Source organism: Geodermatophilus sp. SYSU D01180 (genome assembly GCF_054050415.1).
In genome coordinates this window covers 142,254-159,702 of sequence record NZ_JBJGZH010000007.1, presented here as the reverse complement: position 1 = coordinate 159,702, position 17,449 = coordinate 142,254, and the positions used below count along the sequence as shown (strand labels likewise).

General features: G+C 76.6%; 22 protein-coding genes. 6 read left to right on the top strand and 16 right to left on the bottom strand.

Features of this window, described 5'->3' with window-relative positions; genetic code table 11:
- Positions 1-33: 33 nt before the first annotated feature.
- Positions 34-912, bottom strand: coding sequence for a 3-methyladenine DNA glycosylase (locus ACI8AA_RS09225; RefSeq protein ID WP_457044172.1), 879 nt, complete (start codon positions 910-912; stop codon positions 34-36).
- An 87-nt stretch (positions 913-999) separates the two neighbouring features.
- Here ACI8AA_RS09225 and ACI8AA_RS09220 point away from each other — a divergent pair, with 87 nt between their 5' ends.
- Positions 1,000-1,182: a hypothetical protein gene (locus ACI8AA_RS09220; protein ID WP_457044171.1), complete on the top strand. Its 183-nt coding sequence runs from the start codon at positions 1,000-1,002 to the stop codon at positions 1,180-1,182.
- A 4-nt stretch (positions 1,183-1,186) separates the two neighbouring features.
- On the opposite strand, the gene ACI8AA_RS09215 is transcribed toward ACI8AA_RS09220, so the two are convergent.
- Together ACI8AA_RS09215 and ACI8AA_RS09210 are read right to left on the bottom strand one after the other, a co-directional pair.
- On the bottom strand, positions 1,187-3,130 hold the full coding sequence (locus tag ACI8AA_RS09215) for a helix-turn-helix domain-containing protein (protein WP_457044188.1): 1,944 nt from the start codon (positions 3,128-3,130) through the stop codon (positions 1,187-1,189).
- A 17-nt stretch (positions 3,131-3,147) separates the two neighbouring features.
- Positions 3,148-3,900, bottom strand: a complete 753-nt coding sequence (locus ACI8AA_RS09210; RefSeq protein ID WP_457044170.1) for a 3-hydroxybutyrate dehydrogenase — start codon at positions 3,898-3,900, stop codon at positions 3,148-3,150.
- A 239-nt stretch (positions 3,901-4,139) separates the two neighbouring features.
- Between ACI8AA_RS09210 and ACI8AA_RS09205 the strand changes: the two genes are divergently transcribed.
- Positions 4,140-5,507: an MFS transporter gene (locus ACI8AA_RS09205; RefSeq protein ID WP_457044169.1), complete on the top strand. Its 1,368-nt coding sequence runs from the start codon at positions 4,140-4,142 to the stop codon at positions 5,505-5,507.
- A 65-nt stretch (positions 5,508-5,572) separates the two neighbouring features.
- Here ACI8AA_RS09205 and ACI8AA_RS09200 read toward each other — a convergent pair whose 3' ends face one another.
- The 11 genes from ACI8AA_RS09200 to ACI8AA_RS09150 form a co-directional block, all read right to left on the bottom strand.
- On the bottom strand, positions 5,573-5,764 hold the full coding sequence (locus ACI8AA_RS09200) for a hypothetical protein (RefSeq protein WP_457044168.1): 192 nt from the start codon (positions 5,762-5,764) through the stop codon (positions 5,573-5,575).
- Positions 5,764-6,015, bottom strand: a complete 252-nt coding sequence (locus tag ACI8AA_RS09195) for a hypothetical protein (RefSeq protein WP_457044167.1) — start codon at positions 6,013-6,015, stop codon at positions 5,764-5,766. The genes ACI8AA_RS09200 and ACI8AA_RS09195 overlap by 1 nt, the downstream gene beginning before the upstream one ends.
- Before the next feature lie 141 nt (positions 6,016-6,156).
- Complete coding sequence (locus ACI8AA_RS09190) at positions 6,157-8,001, bottom strand: acyl-CoA dehydrogenase (RefSeq protein ID WP_457044166.1); 1,845 nt, start codon at positions 7,999-8,001, stop codon at positions 6,157-6,159.
- A 149-nt stretch (positions 8,002-8,150) separates the two neighbouring features.
- A complete protein-coding gene (locus tag ACI8AA_RS09185; protein ID WP_457044165.1) occupies positions 8,151-8,549 on the bottom strand; it encodes a lipopolysaccharide assembly protein LapA domain-containing protein in 399 nt (132 codons plus the stop codon).
- A gap of 104 nt (positions 8,550-8,653) precedes the next feature.
- Positions 8,654-8,839, bottom strand: a complete 186-nt coding sequence (locus tag ACI8AA_RS09180) for a hypothetical protein (RefSeq protein ID WP_457044164.1) — start codon at positions 8,837-8,839, stop codon at positions 8,654-8,656.
- 46 nt (positions 8,840-8,885) lie between these two features.
- The gene (locus ACI8AA_RS09175) at positions 8,886-9,311 is read right to left on the bottom strand and encodes a hypothetical protein (RefSeq protein WP_457044163.1); all 426 of its coding nucleotides are present in this window, start codon (positions 9,309-9,311) and stop codon (positions 8,886-8,888) included.
- Positions 9,312-9,380: 69 nt separating this feature from the next.
- On the bottom strand, positions 9,381-10,049 hold the full coding sequence (locus ACI8AA_RS09170) for a TetR/AcrR family transcriptional regulator (protein WP_457044162.1): 669 nt from the start codon (positions 10,047-10,049) through the stop codon (positions 9,381-9,383).
- Positions 10,050-10,199: 150 nt separating this feature from the next.
- On the bottom strand, positions 10,200-10,334 hold the full coding sequence (locus ACI8AA_RS09165; RefSeq protein ID WP_457044161.1) for a hypothetical protein: 135 nt from the start codon (positions 10,332-10,334) through the stop codon (positions 10,200-10,202).
- Between the two features lie 149 nt (positions 10,335-10,483).
- On the bottom strand, positions 10,484-10,636 hold the full coding sequence (locus ACI8AA_RS09160; protein ID WP_457044160.1) for a hypothetical protein: 153 nt from the start codon (positions 10,634-10,636) through the stop codon (positions 10,484-10,486).
- Between the two features lie 70 nt (positions 10,637-10,706).
- Positions 10,707-11,633 (bottom strand): ribokinase, encoded by a 927-nt coding sequence (locus ACI8AA_RS09155; protein ID WP_457044159.1) that lies wholly within the window; start codon positions 11,631-11,633, stop codon positions 10,707-10,709.
- A 33-nt stretch (positions 11,634-11,666) separates the two neighbouring features.
- The gene (locus tag ACI8AA_RS09150; RefSeq protein WP_457044158.1) at positions 11,667-12,257 is read right to left on the bottom strand and encodes a DUF6328 family protein; all 591 of its coding nucleotides are present in this window, start codon (positions 12,255-12,257) and stop codon (positions 11,667-11,669) included.
- Between the two features lie 109 nt (positions 12,258-12,366).
- Between ACI8AA_RS09150 and ACI8AA_RS09145 the strand changes: the two genes are divergently transcribed.
- The 4 genes from ACI8AA_RS09145 to ACI8AA_RS09130 all read left to right on the top strand — a co-directional run bounded on the left by ACI8AA_RS09145 (position 12,367) and on the right by ACI8AA_RS09130 (position 15,283).
- Positions 12,367-12,711 (top strand): DUF3140 domain-containing protein, encoded by a 345-nt coding sequence (locus ACI8AA_RS09145; RefSeq protein WP_457044157.1) that lies wholly within the window; start codon positions 12,367-12,369, stop codon positions 12,709-12,711.
- Between the two features lie 9 nt (positions 12,712-12,720).
- Positions 12,721-13,503: a methyltransferase domain-containing protein gene (locus ACI8AA_RS09140; RefSeq protein WP_457044156.1), complete on the top strand. Its 783-nt coding sequence runs from the start codon at positions 12,721-12,723 to the stop codon at positions 13,501-13,503.
- Positions 13,504-13,543: 40 nt separating this feature from the next.
- Entirely contained in the window at positions 13,544-14,572 is a 1,029-nt protein-coding gene (locus tag ACI8AA_RS09135) for a type III polyketide synthase (RefSeq protein WP_457044155.1), read from the top strand.
- Positions 14,573-14,641: 69 nt separating this feature from the next.
- A complete protein-coding gene (locus ACI8AA_RS09130; RefSeq protein ID WP_457044154.1) occupies positions 14,642-15,283 on the top strand; it encodes a response regulator transcription factor in 642 nt (213 codons plus the stop codon).
- Positions 15,284-15,295: 12 nt separating this feature from the next.
- On the opposite strand, the gene ACI8AA_RS09125 is transcribed toward ACI8AA_RS09130, so the two are convergent.
- Positions 15,296-16,948 (bottom strand): GAF domain-containing protein, encoded by a 1,653-nt coding sequence (locus ACI8AA_RS09125; RefSeq protein WP_457044153.1) that lies wholly within the window; start codon positions 16,946-16,948, stop codon positions 15,296-15,298.
- Between the two features lie 67 nt (positions 16,949-17,015).
- A complete protein-coding gene (locus ACI8AA_RS09120) occupies positions 17,016-17,447 on the bottom strand; it encodes a universal stress protein (RefSeq protein WP_457044152.1) in 432 nt (143 codons plus the stop codon).
- Positions 17,448-17,449 lie beyond the last annotated feature (2 nt).

The following is a 17,449-nucleotide window of genomic DNA, read 5'->3' as shown; positions in this document are numbered from 1 at the left end:
CGCCGACCGTGAGCCAGGACGCGCCGCGGTGGGCTAGGACGCCAGCAGCACGTCGCAGACCTCGACCAGCCGCCGCCGCAACGGGGCGGCGCGCTCGGCGAAGCCCCGCTGTGCGGTGACGTACTCCGCCTTGCCCTCGGCCGTCTCGATCCGCACGGGGGCGTACCCGCGGTCGGCCAGGTCGTACGGCGAGGCCCGCATGTCCAGCTCGCGCACCTCGACGGCGAGCTCGAAGCAGTCGGCGACCAGCTCGCCGGGCACCGCGGGGGAGAGCTTGTAGGCCCACTTGTAGAGGTCCATCGTCGCGTGCAGGCAGCCCGGCTGCTCCATCGCGACCTGCGTCTCCCGCGTCGGCCGCAGCCGGTTGAGCCCCACGGCGGACGGCGTGAAGAACCGGAACGCGTCGAAGTGGCTGCACCGGATCGCGTGCGCCTCCACGACGGCGTCGGTGCCCGCCCGTCCCAGCCGCAGCGGGACCGCGTGCCGCCGCTCGTCCGCGCGGTGCACCATCGCCCACTCGTGCAGCCCGAAGCAGCCGGTCTGCGCCGGCCGGGACGCGGTGGCGGCGAGCAGGTCCCGCACGAAGCGGACGGTCGGCGCGCGGTCGGCCAGGTACGCCGCGACGTCGAGCCGCACCGCGCCGTCGTCGCCGGTCGCGTACCAGCGCCAGGCGGCGTGCGGCGCCGGTCCCTCCGCCGACGGCGCCAGCGCGACGCCCGCGCCCGGGTGCCAGCGGCGCAGCCGCGACGGCGTCTCCGAGTAGTAGGTGAACAGGAAGTCCAGCACCGGGTGCGCCTCGCCCCGGCGGCGGCGGTCGCGGTGCGGCGCGGTCCACCGCTCCACCCGCGCGTCGTGCGCGGCCGCCCGCGCCGTCCACTCGGCCGCCGGCAGACAGGGCAGGACGGCGGTCACCGGACCAGGGTAGGAGGGTCCTCCGGCCCACCGGCCGGGGGCGGGACGGTGCCAGCCTGGGGGTCTGCCACGAGGGAGGCGATCGCCATGGCCGGCGACGCGCGGACCACCCCGAAGCCGCTGCTCTGCCGCCTGGGGCTGCACGCCTACGTGCAGCGGCACCCCGACGACGAGCGGCTGCGCGGCCCGGACCAGAAGGTCTGCCGGCGCTGCGGCAAGCACCACGACATCGTGAACACGATCGTCCCCGGGGGCTTCGGCCCCGCCTGACCGGTCACACGCCCTCGGCGGCGGTCAGCCGGTGCAGCCGCAGCGCCAGCTGCACCTCCAGCGCCCGCTCCGGCGCCGACCAGTCGCGGCCCAGCAGCCGGCCCACCCGGTCCAGCCGCTGGGTGACCGTGTTGACGTGCACGCTGAGCACCTCGGCCGCCCGCGCGGGGGAGCCGCCGGCGTCGAACCAGGCCCGCAGCGTGGCGACCAGGTCGGTGCCGCGGCGGGCGTCGTAGTCGAGCACCGGCGCCAGCGTGGCCTGCACGAAGCCGGGCACGTCGCGGCCCTCGCCCACCAGCAGGCCGACGAAGCCCAGCTCGCCCGCGCTCGCCGACTCCCCGGTGCGGCCCAGCGCCTCCAGCGTCGAGGCGCACCGCGCGGCCTCGGCCCAGGCGCCGGCCACCGCGGCCGGGCCGAGCGCGGGCCCGGCGCCGCCGGCGGTGACCGGCCGCCCGACCGCCGCAGCGACCTCCCGGCGCACCAGCGCGGCCGCCGCCCCCGGCGCGAGGTCGGGCAGGCACAGGACGACGCGGCCGTCGCGGACCCCGGCGAGCCCGCCGCGGGTGGCGGCCAGGTGGGCGGCGGCGGCCAGCGCCCGGCCGCGGCAGCGCTCCTCCACCCGGACGACGACGACCGACGCCGGCCGGTCCAGGTCGGTGCCCAGCCGGCGGGCGCGCTCGCGCAGGCCGTCGGGGTCGCGCAGCGGCACGGTCAGCAGCTCGTCGAGCAGCTCGCCGCGCACCCGCCCCTCGGCCTCGCCGGCGGTGCGCCGGATGAGCAGCAGCAGCGCGGTCACCAGCGCGGCGCGCTCGAGGATGCGCTGGTCGGCGTCGGACAGGTCGCCCTCGCGCTGCAGCACCAGCCCGCCGAGCAGGTCGCTGCCCACGGTCACCGCCGCGGTCCACCAGTCGCCGTCGCGCACGGTGCGGCCGGTGGACCGGGCCAACGCCAGCGCCCCGGCGGGGTCGGGCGGGAGCGCGCCGCCGCCGTCGGCCGCGGGGGACGGGCGGCCCTCCTCGTCGATCACCGTGATCCGCCCGCCCAGGGCGTCGGTCACGGCCGCGGCCACGCCCTCGACGCCGCCCCCGCGGAGCACCACGTCGATGAACCGGTCGTGCGCGCCCGCGGCCCGCTCCACCGACTCGGTGTGCGCCCGCAGCTCCCGGGTGGCCGCCGACAGCTCCTCGAGGGCGGCCCGGGTCTCCTCCAGCAGCCGCGCGTTGTCCAGCGCGATCGCGGCGTGCGCGGCCAGCGAGCCGAGCAGCGCCACCTCGGACCGGTCGAAGGTCCGCTCGGCGCGGTCGGCGGCGTAGAGCACCCCGATGACCTGCGACCCGCGGATCAGCGGCACGCCGAGGATCGCGACCAGGCCCTCCTCGCGGACGCCGCCGTTGATGTCGTCGGTGTGGTGGAACCGGGCGTCGGTGAAGTAGCTCGCCGTCGCGTAGGGCGCCGCCGTCTGGGCCACCAGCCCGCCCAGCCCCTCGCCCATCGGCAGCCGCAGCGCCTGGAAGCGGGCCGACACCGAGCCGTCGGTCACCCGCATGTAGGTGTCGCCGTGGGCGTCGTCGTTGAGCGTCAGGTACGAGACGTCGCTGCCCAGCAGCTGGCGGGCGCGGCGGACGATCGCGGTGAGCACCGAGTCGACGCCGCGCAGCGTGGCGAGGTCGCTCGCGGTGTCGAACAGCGCCGACAGCTCCGACTCCCGCCGGCGGCGCGCGGCGAAGGCGGCGCGCACCTGCAGGGCCAGCAGCCGGACCTGCTCCAGCTCGGCGAGCGTGGCGGGGTCGGCGCCCGCGGCCCGGGCGCGCACCAGCGGGCCCTCGTACTCGATGGCCGCGGCGTCGTCGAGGACCATCTGCAGGTACTCGGCGGCCGCCGAGGGGACCCGGGGCGCGCGGCCGGGGCCGTCGGCGGGCAGCGCTGCGGTCCGGGCCACGACCGGCATTGTCACCGGCCGGGCCATCAGTGGGCGGTCCACCCGCCGTCCATGAGCAGCGAGGTGCCGGTGACCGAGGCCGCGGCGGGCGAGCACAGCCAGGCGACGGCGTCGGCGACCTCGGCCGGCTCGATCAGCCGCTTGAGCGCCGCCGGGGCGAGCATCACCTGCTCGACGACCTCGTCCTCGGAGATCCCGTGGCTGCGGGCCTGGTCGGCGATCTGCCCCTCGACCAGCGGTGTGCGCACGTAGGCCGGGGCCACGCAGTTGGACGTGACCCCGTGCGGGGCGCCCTCGAGCGCGACCACCTTCGACAGGCCCTCGAGCGCGTGCTTGGCGGTGACGTAGGCGGACTTGAACGGCGAGGCCCGGTGCCCGTGCACCGAGCTGACGTTGACCACCCGGCCCCAGCCGCGCCGGTACATGTGCGGCAGCGCGCCCCGGACCAGCCGGAACGGCGCCTCGACCATGAGCCGCTGGACGGTGGAGAAGACCTCGACGGGGAACTCGTGCAGCGGCGCGACGTGCTGGAAGCCGGCGTTGTTGACCAGCACGTCGACGTCGAGGTCGAGCGCGTCGACGGCGGCCAGGTCGGACAGGTCGACGGCGACCGCGCTGCCGCCCACGGTGCGGGCCACCTCCTCGGCCGCCGCGCCGTCCCGGTCGACGACGACCACCGTGGCACCGGCCTCGGCCAGCCGGGCGGCGACCGCGCGGCCGATGCCCGACCCCCCGCCGGTCACCATCGCCCGCCGCCCCTCGAGGTCCTTCGCGCTCATGGCGGCGACGCTAGGCCGCGGGTCCGGCCCCTCCCACGGCGGCGGCACACACACCTCCGGCCTCAGGGATGGGTGCCGCCCACACCGGGTGTCCCCGCCGGTCGTGGCACGGGTCGGCGTCGGGACATGTCGGCGGACCACATGACCTGGTTCACAGAACTGGCCTCCGGCACATGGGCAGGCCCCCGGGCGCTTCCTAGCGTCGATCGGGTCCGGATCCGTCCACCGAGGAGAACCGCGTGTCCGCACCCGCCCAGACCCACCAGAGACGGAGCTTCGGCCGCGTCGTCGGTGCGAGCATCATCGGCACCACCGTCGAGTGGTACGACTTCTTCCTCTACGGCTCGGCCGCCGCGCTCGTCTTCGGCCCGCTGTTCTTCCCCGACTCCTCCGACTTCGCCGCCGTGCTGCTGGCCTTCGGCACCTACGCCATCGGCTTCGCGGCCCGCCCGATCGGTGCGCTGGTCTTCGGCCACTTCGGCGACCGGGTAGGCCGCAAGAAGCTGCTGGTCGTCTCGCTGCTCATGATGGGCGGCGCCACCTTCGCCATCGGCCTGCTGCCGACCTACGCGACCGTCGGCGGGCTCGCCCCGCTGCTGCTGGTGTTCCTCCGCCTGGTGCAGGGCTTCGCCCTCGGCGGCGAGTGGGGCGGCGCCGTCCTCATCGTCTCCGAGCACGGCCGGCCCGAGAACCGCGGCTTCTGGGCCTCCTGGCCGCAGGCCGGGGCGCCCGCCGGCCAGCTCCTCTCCACCGCCGTGCTCGCGCTGCTGGCGGCGTTCCAGTCCGACGCGGCCTTCGAGTCCTGGGGCTGGCGCATCCCGTTCCTGCTGTCGGCCGTGCTCATCCTGGTCGGCCTGTGGGTGCGGCTGGCGGTCAGCGAGTCGCCGGTGTTCCTCGAGGCGCAGCGCGTCGCCGAGGCGAAGGCCCGGGAGACCGGCGCGGCCGAGCAGGCGCCGATCGCCGTCGTCCTCAAGCGCTACAAGCGCGAGGTGCTCGTCGCCATGGGCGCCCGCATCGCCGAGAACGTCGCCTTCTACATCCTCACGGCGTTCACCACGGCCTACCTCACCAAGGCGCTCGGCCTGGACGCCTCCTTCGCGCTCAACGCGCTGCTCATCGCGTCCGCGGTGCACCTGGTGACCATCCCGATGTGGGGCGCGCTGTCCGACCGCGTCGGCCGCCGGCCGGTGTACCTCCTCGGCGCCGCCGGCACCGGCATCTGGGGCTTCGCCCTGTTCGGCCTGTTCGACACCGGGAGCTTCGCCCTCGTCGTGCTGGCGCTGATCGTGGGCCTGCTCTTCCACGGCGCCATGTACGGCCCGCAGGCGGCGTTCTTCTCCGAGCTGTTCGGCACCAAGGCCCGCTACACCGGCGTCTCCATCGGCGCCCAGCTGGCCTCGCTGGTCGCCGGCGCGCCCGCCCCGCTCATCGCGGTCGCCCTGCTCGGCAGCTTCGAGGACCCGAGCCCGACGCGCGTGGCCGTCTACCTGGCCGTCTGCGCCGTCATCACGCTCGTGGCGGTCCTCGCCTACGGCGAGACCCGAGTCCGCGACCTCGCCGCGGACGACGCCGTCGAGACGGCGGACCGGTCGGCCGCCCGGGTCTGACCGCAGCGCACACGCCACGGGGCGCCTCCGATCCGGGATCGGGGGCGCCCCGCGGCGTGTGCGGTCTAGCTGGCCTCGTTGCCGCCGCGCACCACGGAGTCGTCGCGCTGGGCGTCGTCGTCGGTGGTGAGGGTCGTGTCCTGCTCACCGCCGTCGGACCGGTCCTCGCCGGTGACACCGTCGACCATGTTGCTCGCGGTCGGACCGTCGGTGGTGTCCGGGGACTCGCGGTAGCCGGTGTGGTCCGTCTCGCTCATCAGTCCGATCTCCCTCCGGAACGGGGCGTGGGTCCCGGGACCTCGCCGGACGGGCCGTCCGTCCGGGCCCGGGCGACGTCGCTGTCGGCACTGGCCGGCAGGTCGTCGCCGGAGGCGGCGTCCCGCTCGAGGGCCTCGTCGCGGGTCAGGGGGACGTCGTCGAAGCCGGTCCCGGTGCTGCTGTTGTCGCCCGAGCCCGACGCGGTCGGGACGTCCTGCTGGATGCGGTCACTGCCCTGCGGGTCGGTCATCGTGCCTCCTGTCCGACGGCGCTGTCGCGGGAGGCCATGCCCGCCGTCGTCCCCGCGAAACGGCCCGCCGTCGAGGTGCCGACACGACGACGGCCGCCGTCCCACGAGGGGACGGCGGCCGCCAGGAGGTGCGGGGTGCGCTCAGAAGGCGCCCTCGGGGACCTCCATCAGGGCGTTGTCGGTGGCCTCGACGACGGCCCGCTCGCCGGCCAGGCGCGGCAGCACCTGGGTGGCGAAGAAGCGGGTGGCGGCGAGCTTGCCCTCGTAGAACAGCCGGTCCTTCTCGCCCACCTCGCCGGCCAGGGCGGCCAGCGCCACCTCGGACTGGCGCACCAGCAGCCACGCGGTGACCAGGTCGCCGACGGCCAGCAGCAGCCGGGTGGTGTTCTGGCCGACCGCGTAGAGCTTCGTCGTGTCCTGCTGGGCGCCGGCGAGCTGCCCGAACATGGCGGTGAGCATCCCCTGGACCTCGCCGAGGGCGGTCGCGAGGTGGGCCCGCTCCTCCTTGAGCCGGCCGTTGCCGGCCTCGGCGTCGAGGGTGGCCTGGATCTGCGAGGCCAGCCAGGCCAGCGCGACGCCGCCGTCCTTGACGACCTTCCGGAAGAAGAAGTCCTGGCCCTGGATCGCCGTCGTGCCCTCGTAGAGGGTGTCGATCTTGGAGTCCCGGATGTACTGCTCGATCGGGTAGTCCTGCAGGTAGCCCGAGCCGCCGAGGGTCTGCAGCGACTCGCTGGTGAGCAGCTGGGTGGCCCGCTCGGAGCCGAAGCCCTTGACGACGGGGAGCAGCAGGTCGTTGACGCGGGCGGCGAGCCGCGCCTCCTCGCTGTCGGCGGTGCCGGCGGCCTCGGCCTCGGTGACCTGGTCGCGGAAGCTCGCCGCGTAGAGGTACAGCGCGCGCATGCCCTCGGCGTAGGACTTCTGCAGCATCAGCGAGCGGCGCACGTCGGGGTGGTGGGTGATGGTCACCCGCGGGGCGTCCTTCGACGTGGCGGTGAGGTCGGCGCCCTGCACCCGCTCCTTGGCGAACGCCAGCGCCTGCTGGTAGCCCGCCGACAGGGTGGCGATCGCCTTGGTGCCCACGAACATCCGGGCGTGCTCGATGACCTTGAACATCTGGGCGATGCCGTCGTGCACCTCGCCGACCAGCCAGCCCCGAGCCGGGACCGGGCCGTCGCCGAAGGTGAGCTCGCAGGTCGTGGAGACCTTGAGGCCCATCTTCTTCTCGACGTTGGTGACGTGGACGCCGTTGCGCTCGCCGAGCGTGCCGGTCTCGAGGTCGACGTGGAACTTGGGGACGACGAACAGGGACAGGCCCTTCGTGCCGGCCTTCGCGCCCTCGGGGCGGGCCAGCACCAGGTGGACGATGTTGTCGGACAGGTCGTGCTCGGCGGAGGTGATGAACCGCTTCACGCCGGTGATGTGCCAGGAGCCGTCCTCCTGCCGCACGGCCTTCGTGCGGCCGGCGCCGACGTCGGAGCCGGCGTCGGGCTCGGTGAGCACCATCGTGGCGCCCCACCTGTGCTCGATCATCAGCTCGGCCAGCCGCTTCTGGTCGGCGGTGCCGAGCTCGTGCAGGACGGCGGCGAAGGCGGCCCACGCGCCGTACATGAAGACGGCGGGGTTGGCGCCGAGGACCATCTCGAAGGCGCCCCAGGTCAGGGCGTGCGGGGCACCGAAGCCGCCGAGCTCCTCGGGCAGGTCCAGGCGGTACCACTCGCCGTCCTCGAGGGCGCGCACGGACCGCTTGAACGACTCGGGCAGCGTCACCGAGTGCGTGGCGGGGTCGAACACCGGCGGGTTGCGGTCGGCGTCGGTGAAGCTCTCGGCGACCGGTCCCTCGGCCAGGCGCCGGATCTCGGCGAGCACGCCGCGCGCGGTCTCGGCGTCCATCTGCGCGAACGGGCCGGTGCCGAACCGGTCCTTGGTGTCGAGGAACTCGAAGAGGTTGAACTCGAGGTCCCGCAGGTTCGCGGTGTAGTGGCTCATGCGGTCTGGCTCCGTTGCTCCTACCGGGGGGACGGCGGCAGGGGTACCTACTCGCCGGTAACGAACGTTATTACCGGCGGGTAACCAGGAGCAAGGCCGCGGCCCGGGACACGCTCGCAGGGGTCAGGCGCGTCCCGGGCCGGGAGGGGTCAGCGGTTGCGGCGGCGGGCGCGCAGCACGAGGCCGGCCAGCGAGGCGACCAGCGCCCCGAGCGCCGCGGCGATGAGCAGCGCCACCACCAGCGGCGCCTGCACGTCACCGAAGACGAGGCTGATCTGCACCGTCTGGCCGTTGAACACGACGAACAGCACCAGCAGCACGGTGACGAACAGCAGCAGGCCGAGGGCGAGGCCGCGGCCGACGGTGCGGCCGGCGGCCCCGGCGCGCGAGGGCCCGGAGGGGCGCGTCGTCGCGGGCGAGGTGCCGGCGGGGGTGGTGCCGGCGGACGTCGACGGGGTGCCGTAGCCGCCGGCGAGCGGGTCGCTGCCGGGCGCGGACGTGCCGGACGTCGGGTACCGGGGGTCGGCGGGCGAACCGGGAGCAGTCATGATCGCGGACTGTCCGCGGGACGGCTCCCTCAAACCGCGGACCCCCGGGTTCCGCCCGGGTGGGCGGGGAGCGGACCCCCGGGTTCCGCCCGGGTGGGCGGGGATCAGTCCCGGTGCGCGGCCGGCTCGGTCTCCGCCGGCGGCCAGGACGGGCCGGCGGCGCCGTCGGCCGGGCCGGTCGCCTCGGGCCCGTCGGAGTCGGGCGCCGGCGGGCCGGACGTGCTGCTGCCCAGCGGGCCGACGGAGCGCGGCTCGTCCGGCTCGGGCATCTTTCGCTCGCGGGTGCTCACCCGCCCGAGTCTGCGGCCCCGGCGGGCCGGCGGCGACCGGACGGCGTCAGTCGTCGAGGGCGGGGCCGGCCTCGTGCGCGGGGTGCCCGGCGGTGCGCTCGCGCTGCTTCATGCGGGCCTCGAACACGTGCCGGTCGCCGCCGGCCAGCTCCTCGCGGGCGCGCTCGTCGAAGGCGCGGAACACCGACCAGTAGTTCGCGTCGTAGTCCTCGACGACCTGGAAGGTCCACCGGTCGGCGATGACGTTGCGGCCGACGAGGTCGCGGTCGAGGTCGTCGGCGAGCTCGGTGTGCCCGGCCTTGCGGAACAGCTCCACCGCCTCCTGCAGGAGCAGGTCGGCCTTCCCGGAGTGCTGGTGGAAGCCGTAGAGCTGGCCGCGGGCCTGCTCGATCGTCTCCAGGGCCTCGGAGAGCCTGCCGAGTCCCTCGACGGTCGTGTCGTCCAGGTCGGGGCGGCTGCGGTCCACGGTCACCGGCCCATCCTGCGGGCCCGGGACCGGGCCCGCCCGGCGAGCGGTGCGACCACCCGCCGGGCGCCGGGGTCAGGCGGGGACGGCGACCGGCCCGGCGGCGACCGCGGCGGAGGTGGCGACCGCGACGTCGGTCAGCTGCTCGGCCAGCGCGCGGCCGTGGGCGGCCGGGCCGTCGGGGCCGAGCAGGCCGCCGGAGAGGTACATGCCGTCGATGACCAGGTGGACCTGGGCGGCGAAGTCCTCGCCGAAGCCGGGCGCGACCTGCTCGGCCAGCCGCTCGAGGCGGGCGTGCAGCTCGAACTTGTAGTCGGCGGCCGCGCTGCGGGCCGGGTGCGCCGGGTCGTCGTACTCGCTGCTGACGTTGGTGAACGGGCAGCCGCGGAAGCCGGCGCGGGTGACGTCGGCGTCGACGTACTCGACGACGGCGAGGAGCGCGGCGCGCGGGTCGCCCTCGTGCAGCAGCAGGAGCTCGTCGATGTGGCCGAGCACCGTGGCGGCCTTGCGGGCCAGGTAGGCGCCGACCAGCTCGTCCTTGCTCTTGAAGAGCCGGTAGACGGTCATCTTGCCCAGGCCCGTCTCGCGGACGAGCTCGTCCATGCCGACGCTGCGCGAGCTGCGGGCGGAGAACAGCCGCTCCGCGGTGTCGAGGACGATCGCCTCCCGCTCCGCGCGGCTGCGGCGGACCGGGGAGGGGCTGTCGGCGTCGGCGTCGGCGAAGGAGAGGGCGGCGGCGGTCACACGGGGGATCGTGCCGCCTGCCGTGACGGATCAGTTCGCGGCACGCCGGGCTCCCGGCACGGCTGCGCGCTCGTGGGTGCCGAGGGGCGAACGCGCAGGTCGGGGCGGTGGTGAAGCGTGGGACCGCTGTGACGACGCGCCGGGCGCGGCTCAGGCTCGGCGGGTGTGGCGCGGGTCGGCCGGCAGCCGGACGACGCGCTCGGCGGCCGCCTCGGCGGCGCCGGCCCCCGGGGCCGGCGGGGTGCCGGCGGGGTCGTCGGGCTCCTCGGGCTGCACCTGGTCCATGCGGGCCGGCCTGCCCCCTGCCCGGCCTGCGGAGGCAGCCCCGGGCGGGGGGCACACCCTCCCGGGCGGTGGGGCGTGCGTCACCCGGGGGCGCGGCGCGGCCGGGTCGCCGGGCCGGGCCGCGCCCCGGGCGGGACGGGTCCGTCCGGTCAGACGTCGGGGCTGTCGGCGGGGCCGTCGCCCAGCGGCCGGCCCTCGGCGGGCTCCTCGGAGCGCGGGGTGCGGCCGGCGTCGCTCTCGTCGCCGGGCGGGTCGCCCTCCGCGCGCTCGGGCGTGCGCGGCGGCCGTTCGGGCTCGGTCACGGCGTCCTCCTCGGGATGCGGCGGTGCGGTCGGGGAGGCCTTGCCCACCTGCGCGCCCGCCAACCCCGGCTCAGTCCACGCGGGTCGCCGCGGGCACCCGCGGCAGCACCGCCCGGACGGCGTCGGCGTCGGGCAGAGCCCCCCGTGCCCCCGCCCCGGTCGTCGACAGCGCCGCGGCCGCGACCGCCTCGCGCACCGCGCCGGCCAGGTCCGTGCCCCGCGCCAGGGCGGCACCGAGGGCGCCGCACAGGCAGTCGCCCGCGCCGGTGGTGTCCACGGGCTCGACCGGCGGCGGCGCCTGCAGCAGCACCGGGCCGTCCTCCGGCACCACGAGCGCCCCCCGGGCGCCCAGGGTCACCACGGTGGCCGCGGCGCCGAGGGTGCGGGCGAGGGCGGCCAGCTCGGCCGGCGTCCGCGGCCCGGGGTCGGCGCCGGCCAGCTGCACCAGCTCGTGCTCGTTGGGCACCAGCACCGCCACCCGCCGCAGCAGCTCCGGCGGCAGCGGCTGCGGTGGCGCCGGGGTGAGCACGACGGTGCCCGACGCCGCGTCCGCGGCCGCCTGCACGGTGGCCAGCGGCACCTCGAGCTGCAGCAGCACCACCGCGGCCCGCCGCACGGCCGGCACGTCGACGTCGGCCGGCGTCAGCTCCCCGTTGGCCCCCGGGACGACGACGATGAGGTTCTCCCCGCTGCCGTCCTCGACCGGGATCGTCGCGGAGCCGGTCGGCTGCCCCGGCGTCGGGAGGACCAGCGCGGTGTCCACCCCGGCGTCGGCCAGCGCCGCCCGCTGCCGCTCCCCGGCCGGGTCGTCGCCCACCCGGCCGACCATCGCCACCCCGGACCCGGCCAGCCGCCCCGCGGCCGCGGCCTGGTTGGCGCCCTTGCCCCCCGGGGCGAGCACCGCCTCCCGCCCGACGACGGTCTCGCCCCGGCCGGGCAGCCGCCCGACCGCGACCAGCACGTCCTCGTTCAGGCTGCCGACGACGGTGACGGACACGGGCGACCTCCGGGAGCGCGGCGACGACGGCGCTCAGTCTGCGGGCCGCTCCCCGTCGTACCGCGGGCCGGGCTCCTGGGCGGTGTCCGGCCGCCGCGCCCAGAGGGGCAGCCCGTACCAGGTCGCCGTCCCGACGAGCAGGACGCCCACCCCGGCGACGACGCCCGGCCCCCGGCCCAGGGCGACGTCGAGGACGAGCAGCACCCCGGAGCTGATCGCCAGCACGAGCAGCGCCAGGCCCACCAGGAGCAGCCGGTCGCCGACCACGATCAGGACCGCCTTGCGCCGCCGGCGGAACACCAGCCGGTGGAAGGCGACCGGGGCGATGAGGGCGACCGTCGCCAGCGCCGAAGCCAGCAGCGTCACGGTGTAGACGGTGAGCTGGAAGCCGTCGAGCTCGGTGAACCGCTGGGTGAAGGCCAGGCCGAGCAGGAAGGCGAACAGCACCTGCACGCCGGTGATCGCGACCCGCAGCTCCTGCAGCAGCTCGGCCAGGTTGCGGTCGAGGACCTGGTCGAGGCTCTCGCCGCGCGCCTCGGCGTTCTGGGTCGCGGTGGAGACGTCGGAGCCGCCGGCGCGCCCGCGCGTCGTCGTCCTCCCGTTGCCGTCCTCGCCCGGCCCCACCTCCCCCCGGTACCCGGGACGGCGCCCGCCTACCCGGACGTGCGCCGGTCACCGTTTCCCGAGGTCGGCGCCGCGGTACCGCCCGGGGAGGACCGACCGAGGAGGAGCCGTGGCCGACGACGACCGGGACGCCATCAGGAAGGGCTTCGACGAGGCGGTCAACATGAGCGCCTCGGAGCTGGAGAGGTGGCTGGACACCGACGAGTCGGGGTCGGTGGGGCAGAAGAGCGGCGGGTCGGGGGAGTCCACCGGGCACGAGTCCGGCCGGCGGATCGTCGAGCTCCTGCACAAGAGGAAGGGCGACCTCACCGACGACGACTACGCGCACATGCGGAAGGTCCACGGCTACGTCCAGCGGCACCTGGCCCAGGAGCCGGGGAAGGAGGACGTCGAGGACTCCAGGTGGCGGTACTCGCTGATGAACTGGGGCCACGACCCGCTGAAGAAGGGCTGACCCCGCCCCGTGCGCATCGACGACCCCCGCCGCAACGACCCCGCCCAGTACGACGACCTGGCCGACCAGTGGTGGGAGGTCTCGGGGGGCTTCGCGATGCTGCACTGGCTGGCCGCCCACCGGGCCCGGTACATCCCCCCGGCGCCGCACCCCGGCGCCGTGCTGGTCGACCTCGCCTGCGGCGGCGGGCTCATGGCGCCGCACGCCGCCCGCCTGGGCTACCGGCACGTCGGCGTGGACCTCGGTGCCGCCGGGCTGGCGGTGGCCGCCCGGCACGGGGTGTGCGCCGTCCGCGGCTCGGTGCTCGCGGTGCCGCTGCGGGACGGGTGCGCCGACGTCGTCGTGGCCGGGGAGATCCTCGAGCACGTCGCCGACGACGTCGCCGTGCTCGCCGAGGCCGCGCGGCTGCTCCGCCCCGGCGGCACGCTGGTCATCGACGCCATCGCCGCGACCCGGCTGGCGGAGCTGATCGCCGTCCGGCTCATGGAGCGGATCCCCGGCGGGCCGCCGCCGGGCATCCACGACCCCGCCCTGTTCGTCGACCGGCGCCGGCTGCTCGCCGCCGCCGACCGCCTCGGCCTGGACCTGCGGCTCGTGGGGCTGCGCCCGTCGGTGCGCGACCTGGTCGCCTGGCGGCTGGGCCGGCGCGACGTCGTCCGGATGCGGGAGCTGCCCACGACGGCGGTGCTGTTCGCCGGCCACGGCCGCCGGCGCGACGCTGCGCGTCCGCCGGGTGACGGCACGCCACCCGAGGGGCGCCGCACCGCCTCCGCCCGTACGGTCGGGGCGTGATCACCTCGCTGAGCAGCGCGTTCCCCCGGGAGCCCCGCGGGTGAGCGCCGCCGTGCTGACCGGCGCCGGGGCCGCCCTCCCGGCGACCCTCGACCAGGACGCGGCGTGGGAGGGCTTCTTCGCCCGCCACTACGAGGGCGTCCGCGCCGCCCGGCGGATCTGGGCGAGCGCCGGCGTGCGCACGAGGCACGCGGTGGCCAACCCGGTCGACGAGGACCTCAGCCGGTGGAGCACCGGCGCCCGCATGGCCCGCTACGTCGAGGAGGCACTGCCGCTGGGGAAGCAGGCGGTCGCCGGGGCGCTCGACGACGCCGGCCTCGCGCCGGGCGACGTCGGCCTGTTCGCCGTCGCCACCTGCACCGGGTACGCCACCCCCGGGCTGGACATCCGGCTGGCCAGCGACCTGGGCATGCCCGCGGGCCTGCAGCGGCTGCTGGTCGGGCACATGGGCTGCTACGCCGCGCTGCCCGGGCTGGCCGCCGTCGGCGACTTCGTGACCGCGCGCTCCCGCCCGGCGGTGCTGCTGTGCTGCGAGCTGACCAGCCTGCACGTGCAGCCGGCCCAGCGGGACCTGGACCAGGTGGTCGCGCACGCGCTGTTCTCCGACGCCGCGGCCGCCGTCGTCGTCGAGCCCGGCGCCGGGCGCGGGCGGCGGCTGGCCGGCGTGGTCGCGCGCACCGACCCCTCGACGGCCGACCACATGACCTGGGACGTCACCGACCTCGGCTTCCGCATGGGCCTGTCCCCGCGGGTGCCCGACGTGCTGTCCCGGCACGTGGGCGACGTCGTCGCGGAACTGCTCGACGGCGCGGGACTGCGGGTCGGGGACGTCGCCGGGTGGGCGGTGCACCCCGGGGGACCGCGGATCATCGACGTCGTCCGCGACGAGCTCGGCCTCGCCGAGTCGCAGGTCGCCGCGTCCCGCCGGGTGCTCGCCGAGCACGGCAACTGCTCCTCGGCGACCGTGCTGCTGGTGCTGCAGGAGCTGGCCGACGTCGACGGCCCGGTGGTCGCGATGGCCTTCGGTCCGGGGTTGACCCTGTACGCAGCGTTGCTCCTGCCGACCTGACCTCGCAAAACCCCTGGTTTCCGCACTACCCTCTGTGATCGCGATCACGATCGCTGAGGGGGGTCGGTCATGGTCACCGGTGCGTCCGTCCGTGTGTTCCTGGTCGACGACCACGAGGTGGTGCGCCGCGGCGTGGCCGAGGTCCTCGAGGACGACCCCGGGCTCGCGGTGGTCGGCGAGGCCGGGAGCGTCTCCGAGGCCCTGGCGCGCTGCCCGGCGGTCCGGCCCGACGTCGTCCTCGTGGACATGCGGCTGCCCGACGGCGACGGCGCCGAGCTGATCCGCCGGCTGGCGGAGCGGCTGCCCGGCGTCCGCTGCCTGGTGCTGTCCAGCTACGCCGACGAGGCGGCGGTCGCCGCGGCCGCGTCGGCGGGGGCGGCCGGCTACGTCGTCAAGCAGGTGCGCGGCGCGGACCTGGTCTCGGCGGTGCACACGGTCGCCGGCGGCGGCACGCTGGCGGGCTGGCCGGGGCGGCGGCCGGCGGCCGGGCCGGACGGCGACCGGCGGCTGGCCGCGCTCACCGAGCAGGAGCGCACCGTGCTCATGCTCATCGGGGAGGGGCTGACCAACCGGCAGATCGGCGAGCGGATGGGCCTGGCCGAGAAGACGGTGAAGAACTACACCAGCCACCTGCTGGCCAAGCTGGGGCTGGAGCGGCGCACCCAGGCCGCGATCCTGGCCACCGAGCTGCGCGGCCGCCGGTCCTCCTGACCGGGCGGGCGCTCAGGACCGCTGCGCCCGCCCGGGCACCGTCCAGCTCACCTCGGTGCCCGCCGGCCCCCCGGTCGCGGTCAGCCGGCCGCCGCGGCGCTCGGCCCGCTCGGCCAGGTTGGCCAGCCCGCTGCGGACGGTGACCTCGGGCAGCCCGCGGCCGTCGTCGGTGACCCGGACGGACACCGGCGCGCCCGGCCCGTCCTCCCCGACCTCGACCGACACCTCGACCCGGCTGGCGCCCGCGTGCCGGACGACGTTGGTCACGAGCTCCCGCACCACCGCCAGCAGGTCGGTGGCCAGGCCCGCCGGCAGGCCGTCGAGGTCGCCGCGCAGCCGGAGCCCGGGCTGCACCGGGGAGCCCTCGGTGGCCTGCCGCACCGCGTCGGCCACCCCCGCGGCCAGGCCCTCGGGGACGGCGTCGTCGTGCAGGCCGAAGATCGCCGAGCGGATCTGCGCCAGCGTCCCGTCCAGCTCGTCGACGCTGCGCCCGATGCGGCGGGCGGCGTAGGGGTCGACGTCCTCCAGCGTCCGGCCGATGCGGTCCAGCGTCAGCGCCGTCGCGTAGATCCGCTGGACGACGTGGTCGTGCAGGTCGCGGGCGATCCGGTCGCGGTCGGCCTGCACCTGCAGCCGGCGCTCGCGCCGCTGGCTGCGCGCCAGCTCCAGGGCCAGCCCCGCCTGACCGGCGAACGCGGACAGCGCCTCGAGGACCTCGGCGTCGAACGGCTCGCGGTCGGCGCGGCGCAGGCAGACCAGGGTCCCCAGGGCCGGGCCGAGCGGGACGATGACCGCGGAGCGGGCGCCGCGGACGAGCTCGACGGCGACCTCGGCGTGCCGGCCCAGCACGGGGTCCGCCGCGACGTCCTCCACCAGCTCCCCCAGCCCGGTGCGGTGCACCCGGCCGACGTGGGTGTCCTCCAGCGGGACCCGCACCCCGTCGAGCTCGCCGGCCATGTAGCCGGCCGAGGCCACGATGGTCAGCGCCTCGGGGTCGCCCTCCTGCGCGATGAGCAGCGCCCCGGCCTCGGCGTCGCTCAGCGCGACGGCCCGTTCGGCCACCGTGAGCAGCACCTCGGCCGGGTCCTCCCCCGAGAGCAGCTCGGTCGCCACCTCGGTGCCGGCCTGCACCCACGCCCGGCGGCGCTCGGCGGCCTCGGCCAGCCGCGCGTTCTCGATCGCCAGGCCCGCGGCGGCGGCCAGCGCCAGCACCGCCTCCTCGTCGGCCGCGGTGAACGGGCCGCCGGTGCGCTTCTCGGTCAGGTACAGGTGGCCGAAGACGGCGTCGCGGACGCACACCGGCACCCCGAGGAAGGACTGCATCGGCGGGTGGCCGGCCGGGAAGCCGACGGAGGCGGGGTGGGACCCGAGGTCGTCGAGGCGCAGCGGCTCGGGCTGCTCGACCAGCAGGCCGAGGATGCCGGCGCCGGCCGGGAGGCGGTCGATGCCGCCGCGGGTCTCCGCGTCCATGCCGACGATGACGAACCGGTCCAGCCGCCGCCCGTCGCGGGTGAGGACGCCGAGCGCGCCGTAGGTCGCGTCGGCGTGCGCGACCGCCGCCTCGACGATCGCGTGCAGCGTCGCCTCGAGGTGCTCCCCGGCCGCGGCCGCGCGCACGCCGGCGGCGAGCGCCGGCGGTGCGCCCTCCGGGCCGGGCGGGGTCACGGCCCGTCCGGAGGGTCCCTGGTGCGCGCCCGGCCGGTCGCCCGCCGGGGGAGTCACGCCCCGGGGCTCACGCACCGTGGGCGATGCGGCGGGCCGGTGAGCGCGGCGTGACCTGGCGCAGGAGGGCGCGTCCCGATCCGTTCACCAGCACCAGGTCGCCGCCGCGCCCGGCCCCGACCAGGGCCTCGAGCAGCGGCCGCTCCAGGGTGGCGATGCGGACGCGGCCGGTCACGCCGGTCTCGCCGATGGCGCGGACGACCTGGGCCTCGATCCGCTCGAGCGCCACGGCGCGGGCCTGCTCCGCGGCGGCGCGCTGTCCGTTCAGCGCCCGCTCCCCGCCGTCGACCACGTCGACGGCGAGCACGGTCCCCTCGCGCCGGGCCGCCTCGCGCAGCGCCCACACCAGGGCGCCGTAGCCGGAGGCCGAGCCGTCGACGTGGACGACGAGCGAGGGCGTGGGACGGCGGGACAGCTGCGGGACGAGCCGGACGGGCTCCACGG

What these genes read in the sequence shown, in the direction of transcription:
- ACI8AA_RS09220 (WP_457044171.1), top strand. Translation starts at nt 1,000, where the DNA reads ATGGCCGGCGACGCGCGGACCACCCCGAAGCCGCTGCTCTGCCGCCTG.
- ACI8AA_RS09215 (WP_457044188.1), bottom strand. Translation starts at nt 3,130, where the DNA reads ATGCCGGTCGTGGCCCGGACCGCAGCGCTGCCCGCCGACGGCCCCGGC.
- ACI8AA_RS09210 (WP_457044170.1), bottom strand. Translation starts at nt 3,900, where the DNA reads ATGAGCGCGAAGGACCTCGAGGGGCGGCGGGCGATGGTGACCGGCGGG.
- ACI8AA_RS09200 (WP_457044168.1), bottom strand. Translation starts at nt 5,764, where the DNA reads ATGAGCGAGACGGACCACACCGGCTACCGCGAGTCCCCGGACACCACC.
- ACI8AA_RS09195 (WP_457044167.1), bottom strand. Translation starts at nt 6,015, where the DNA reads ATGACCGACCCGCAGGGCAGTGACCGCATCCAGCAGGACGTCCCGACC.
- ACI8AA_RS09190 (WP_457044166.1), bottom strand. Translation starts at nt 8,001, where the DNA reads ATGAGCCACTACACCGCGAACCTGCGGGACCTCGAGTTCAACCTCTTC.
- ACI8AA_RS09185 (WP_457044165.1), bottom strand. Translation starts at nt 8,549, where the DNA reads ATGACTGCTCCCGGTTCGCCCGCCGACCCCCGGTACCCGACGTCCGGC.
- ACI8AA_RS09165 (WP_457044161.1), bottom strand. Translation starts at nt 10,334, where the DNA reads ATGGACCAGGTGCAGCCCGAGGAGCCCGACGACCCCGCCGGCACCCCG.
- ACI8AA_RS09130 (WP_457044154.1), top strand. Translation starts at nt 14,642, where the DNA reads ATGGTCACCGGTGCGTCCGTCCGTGTGTTCCTGGTCGACGACCACGAG.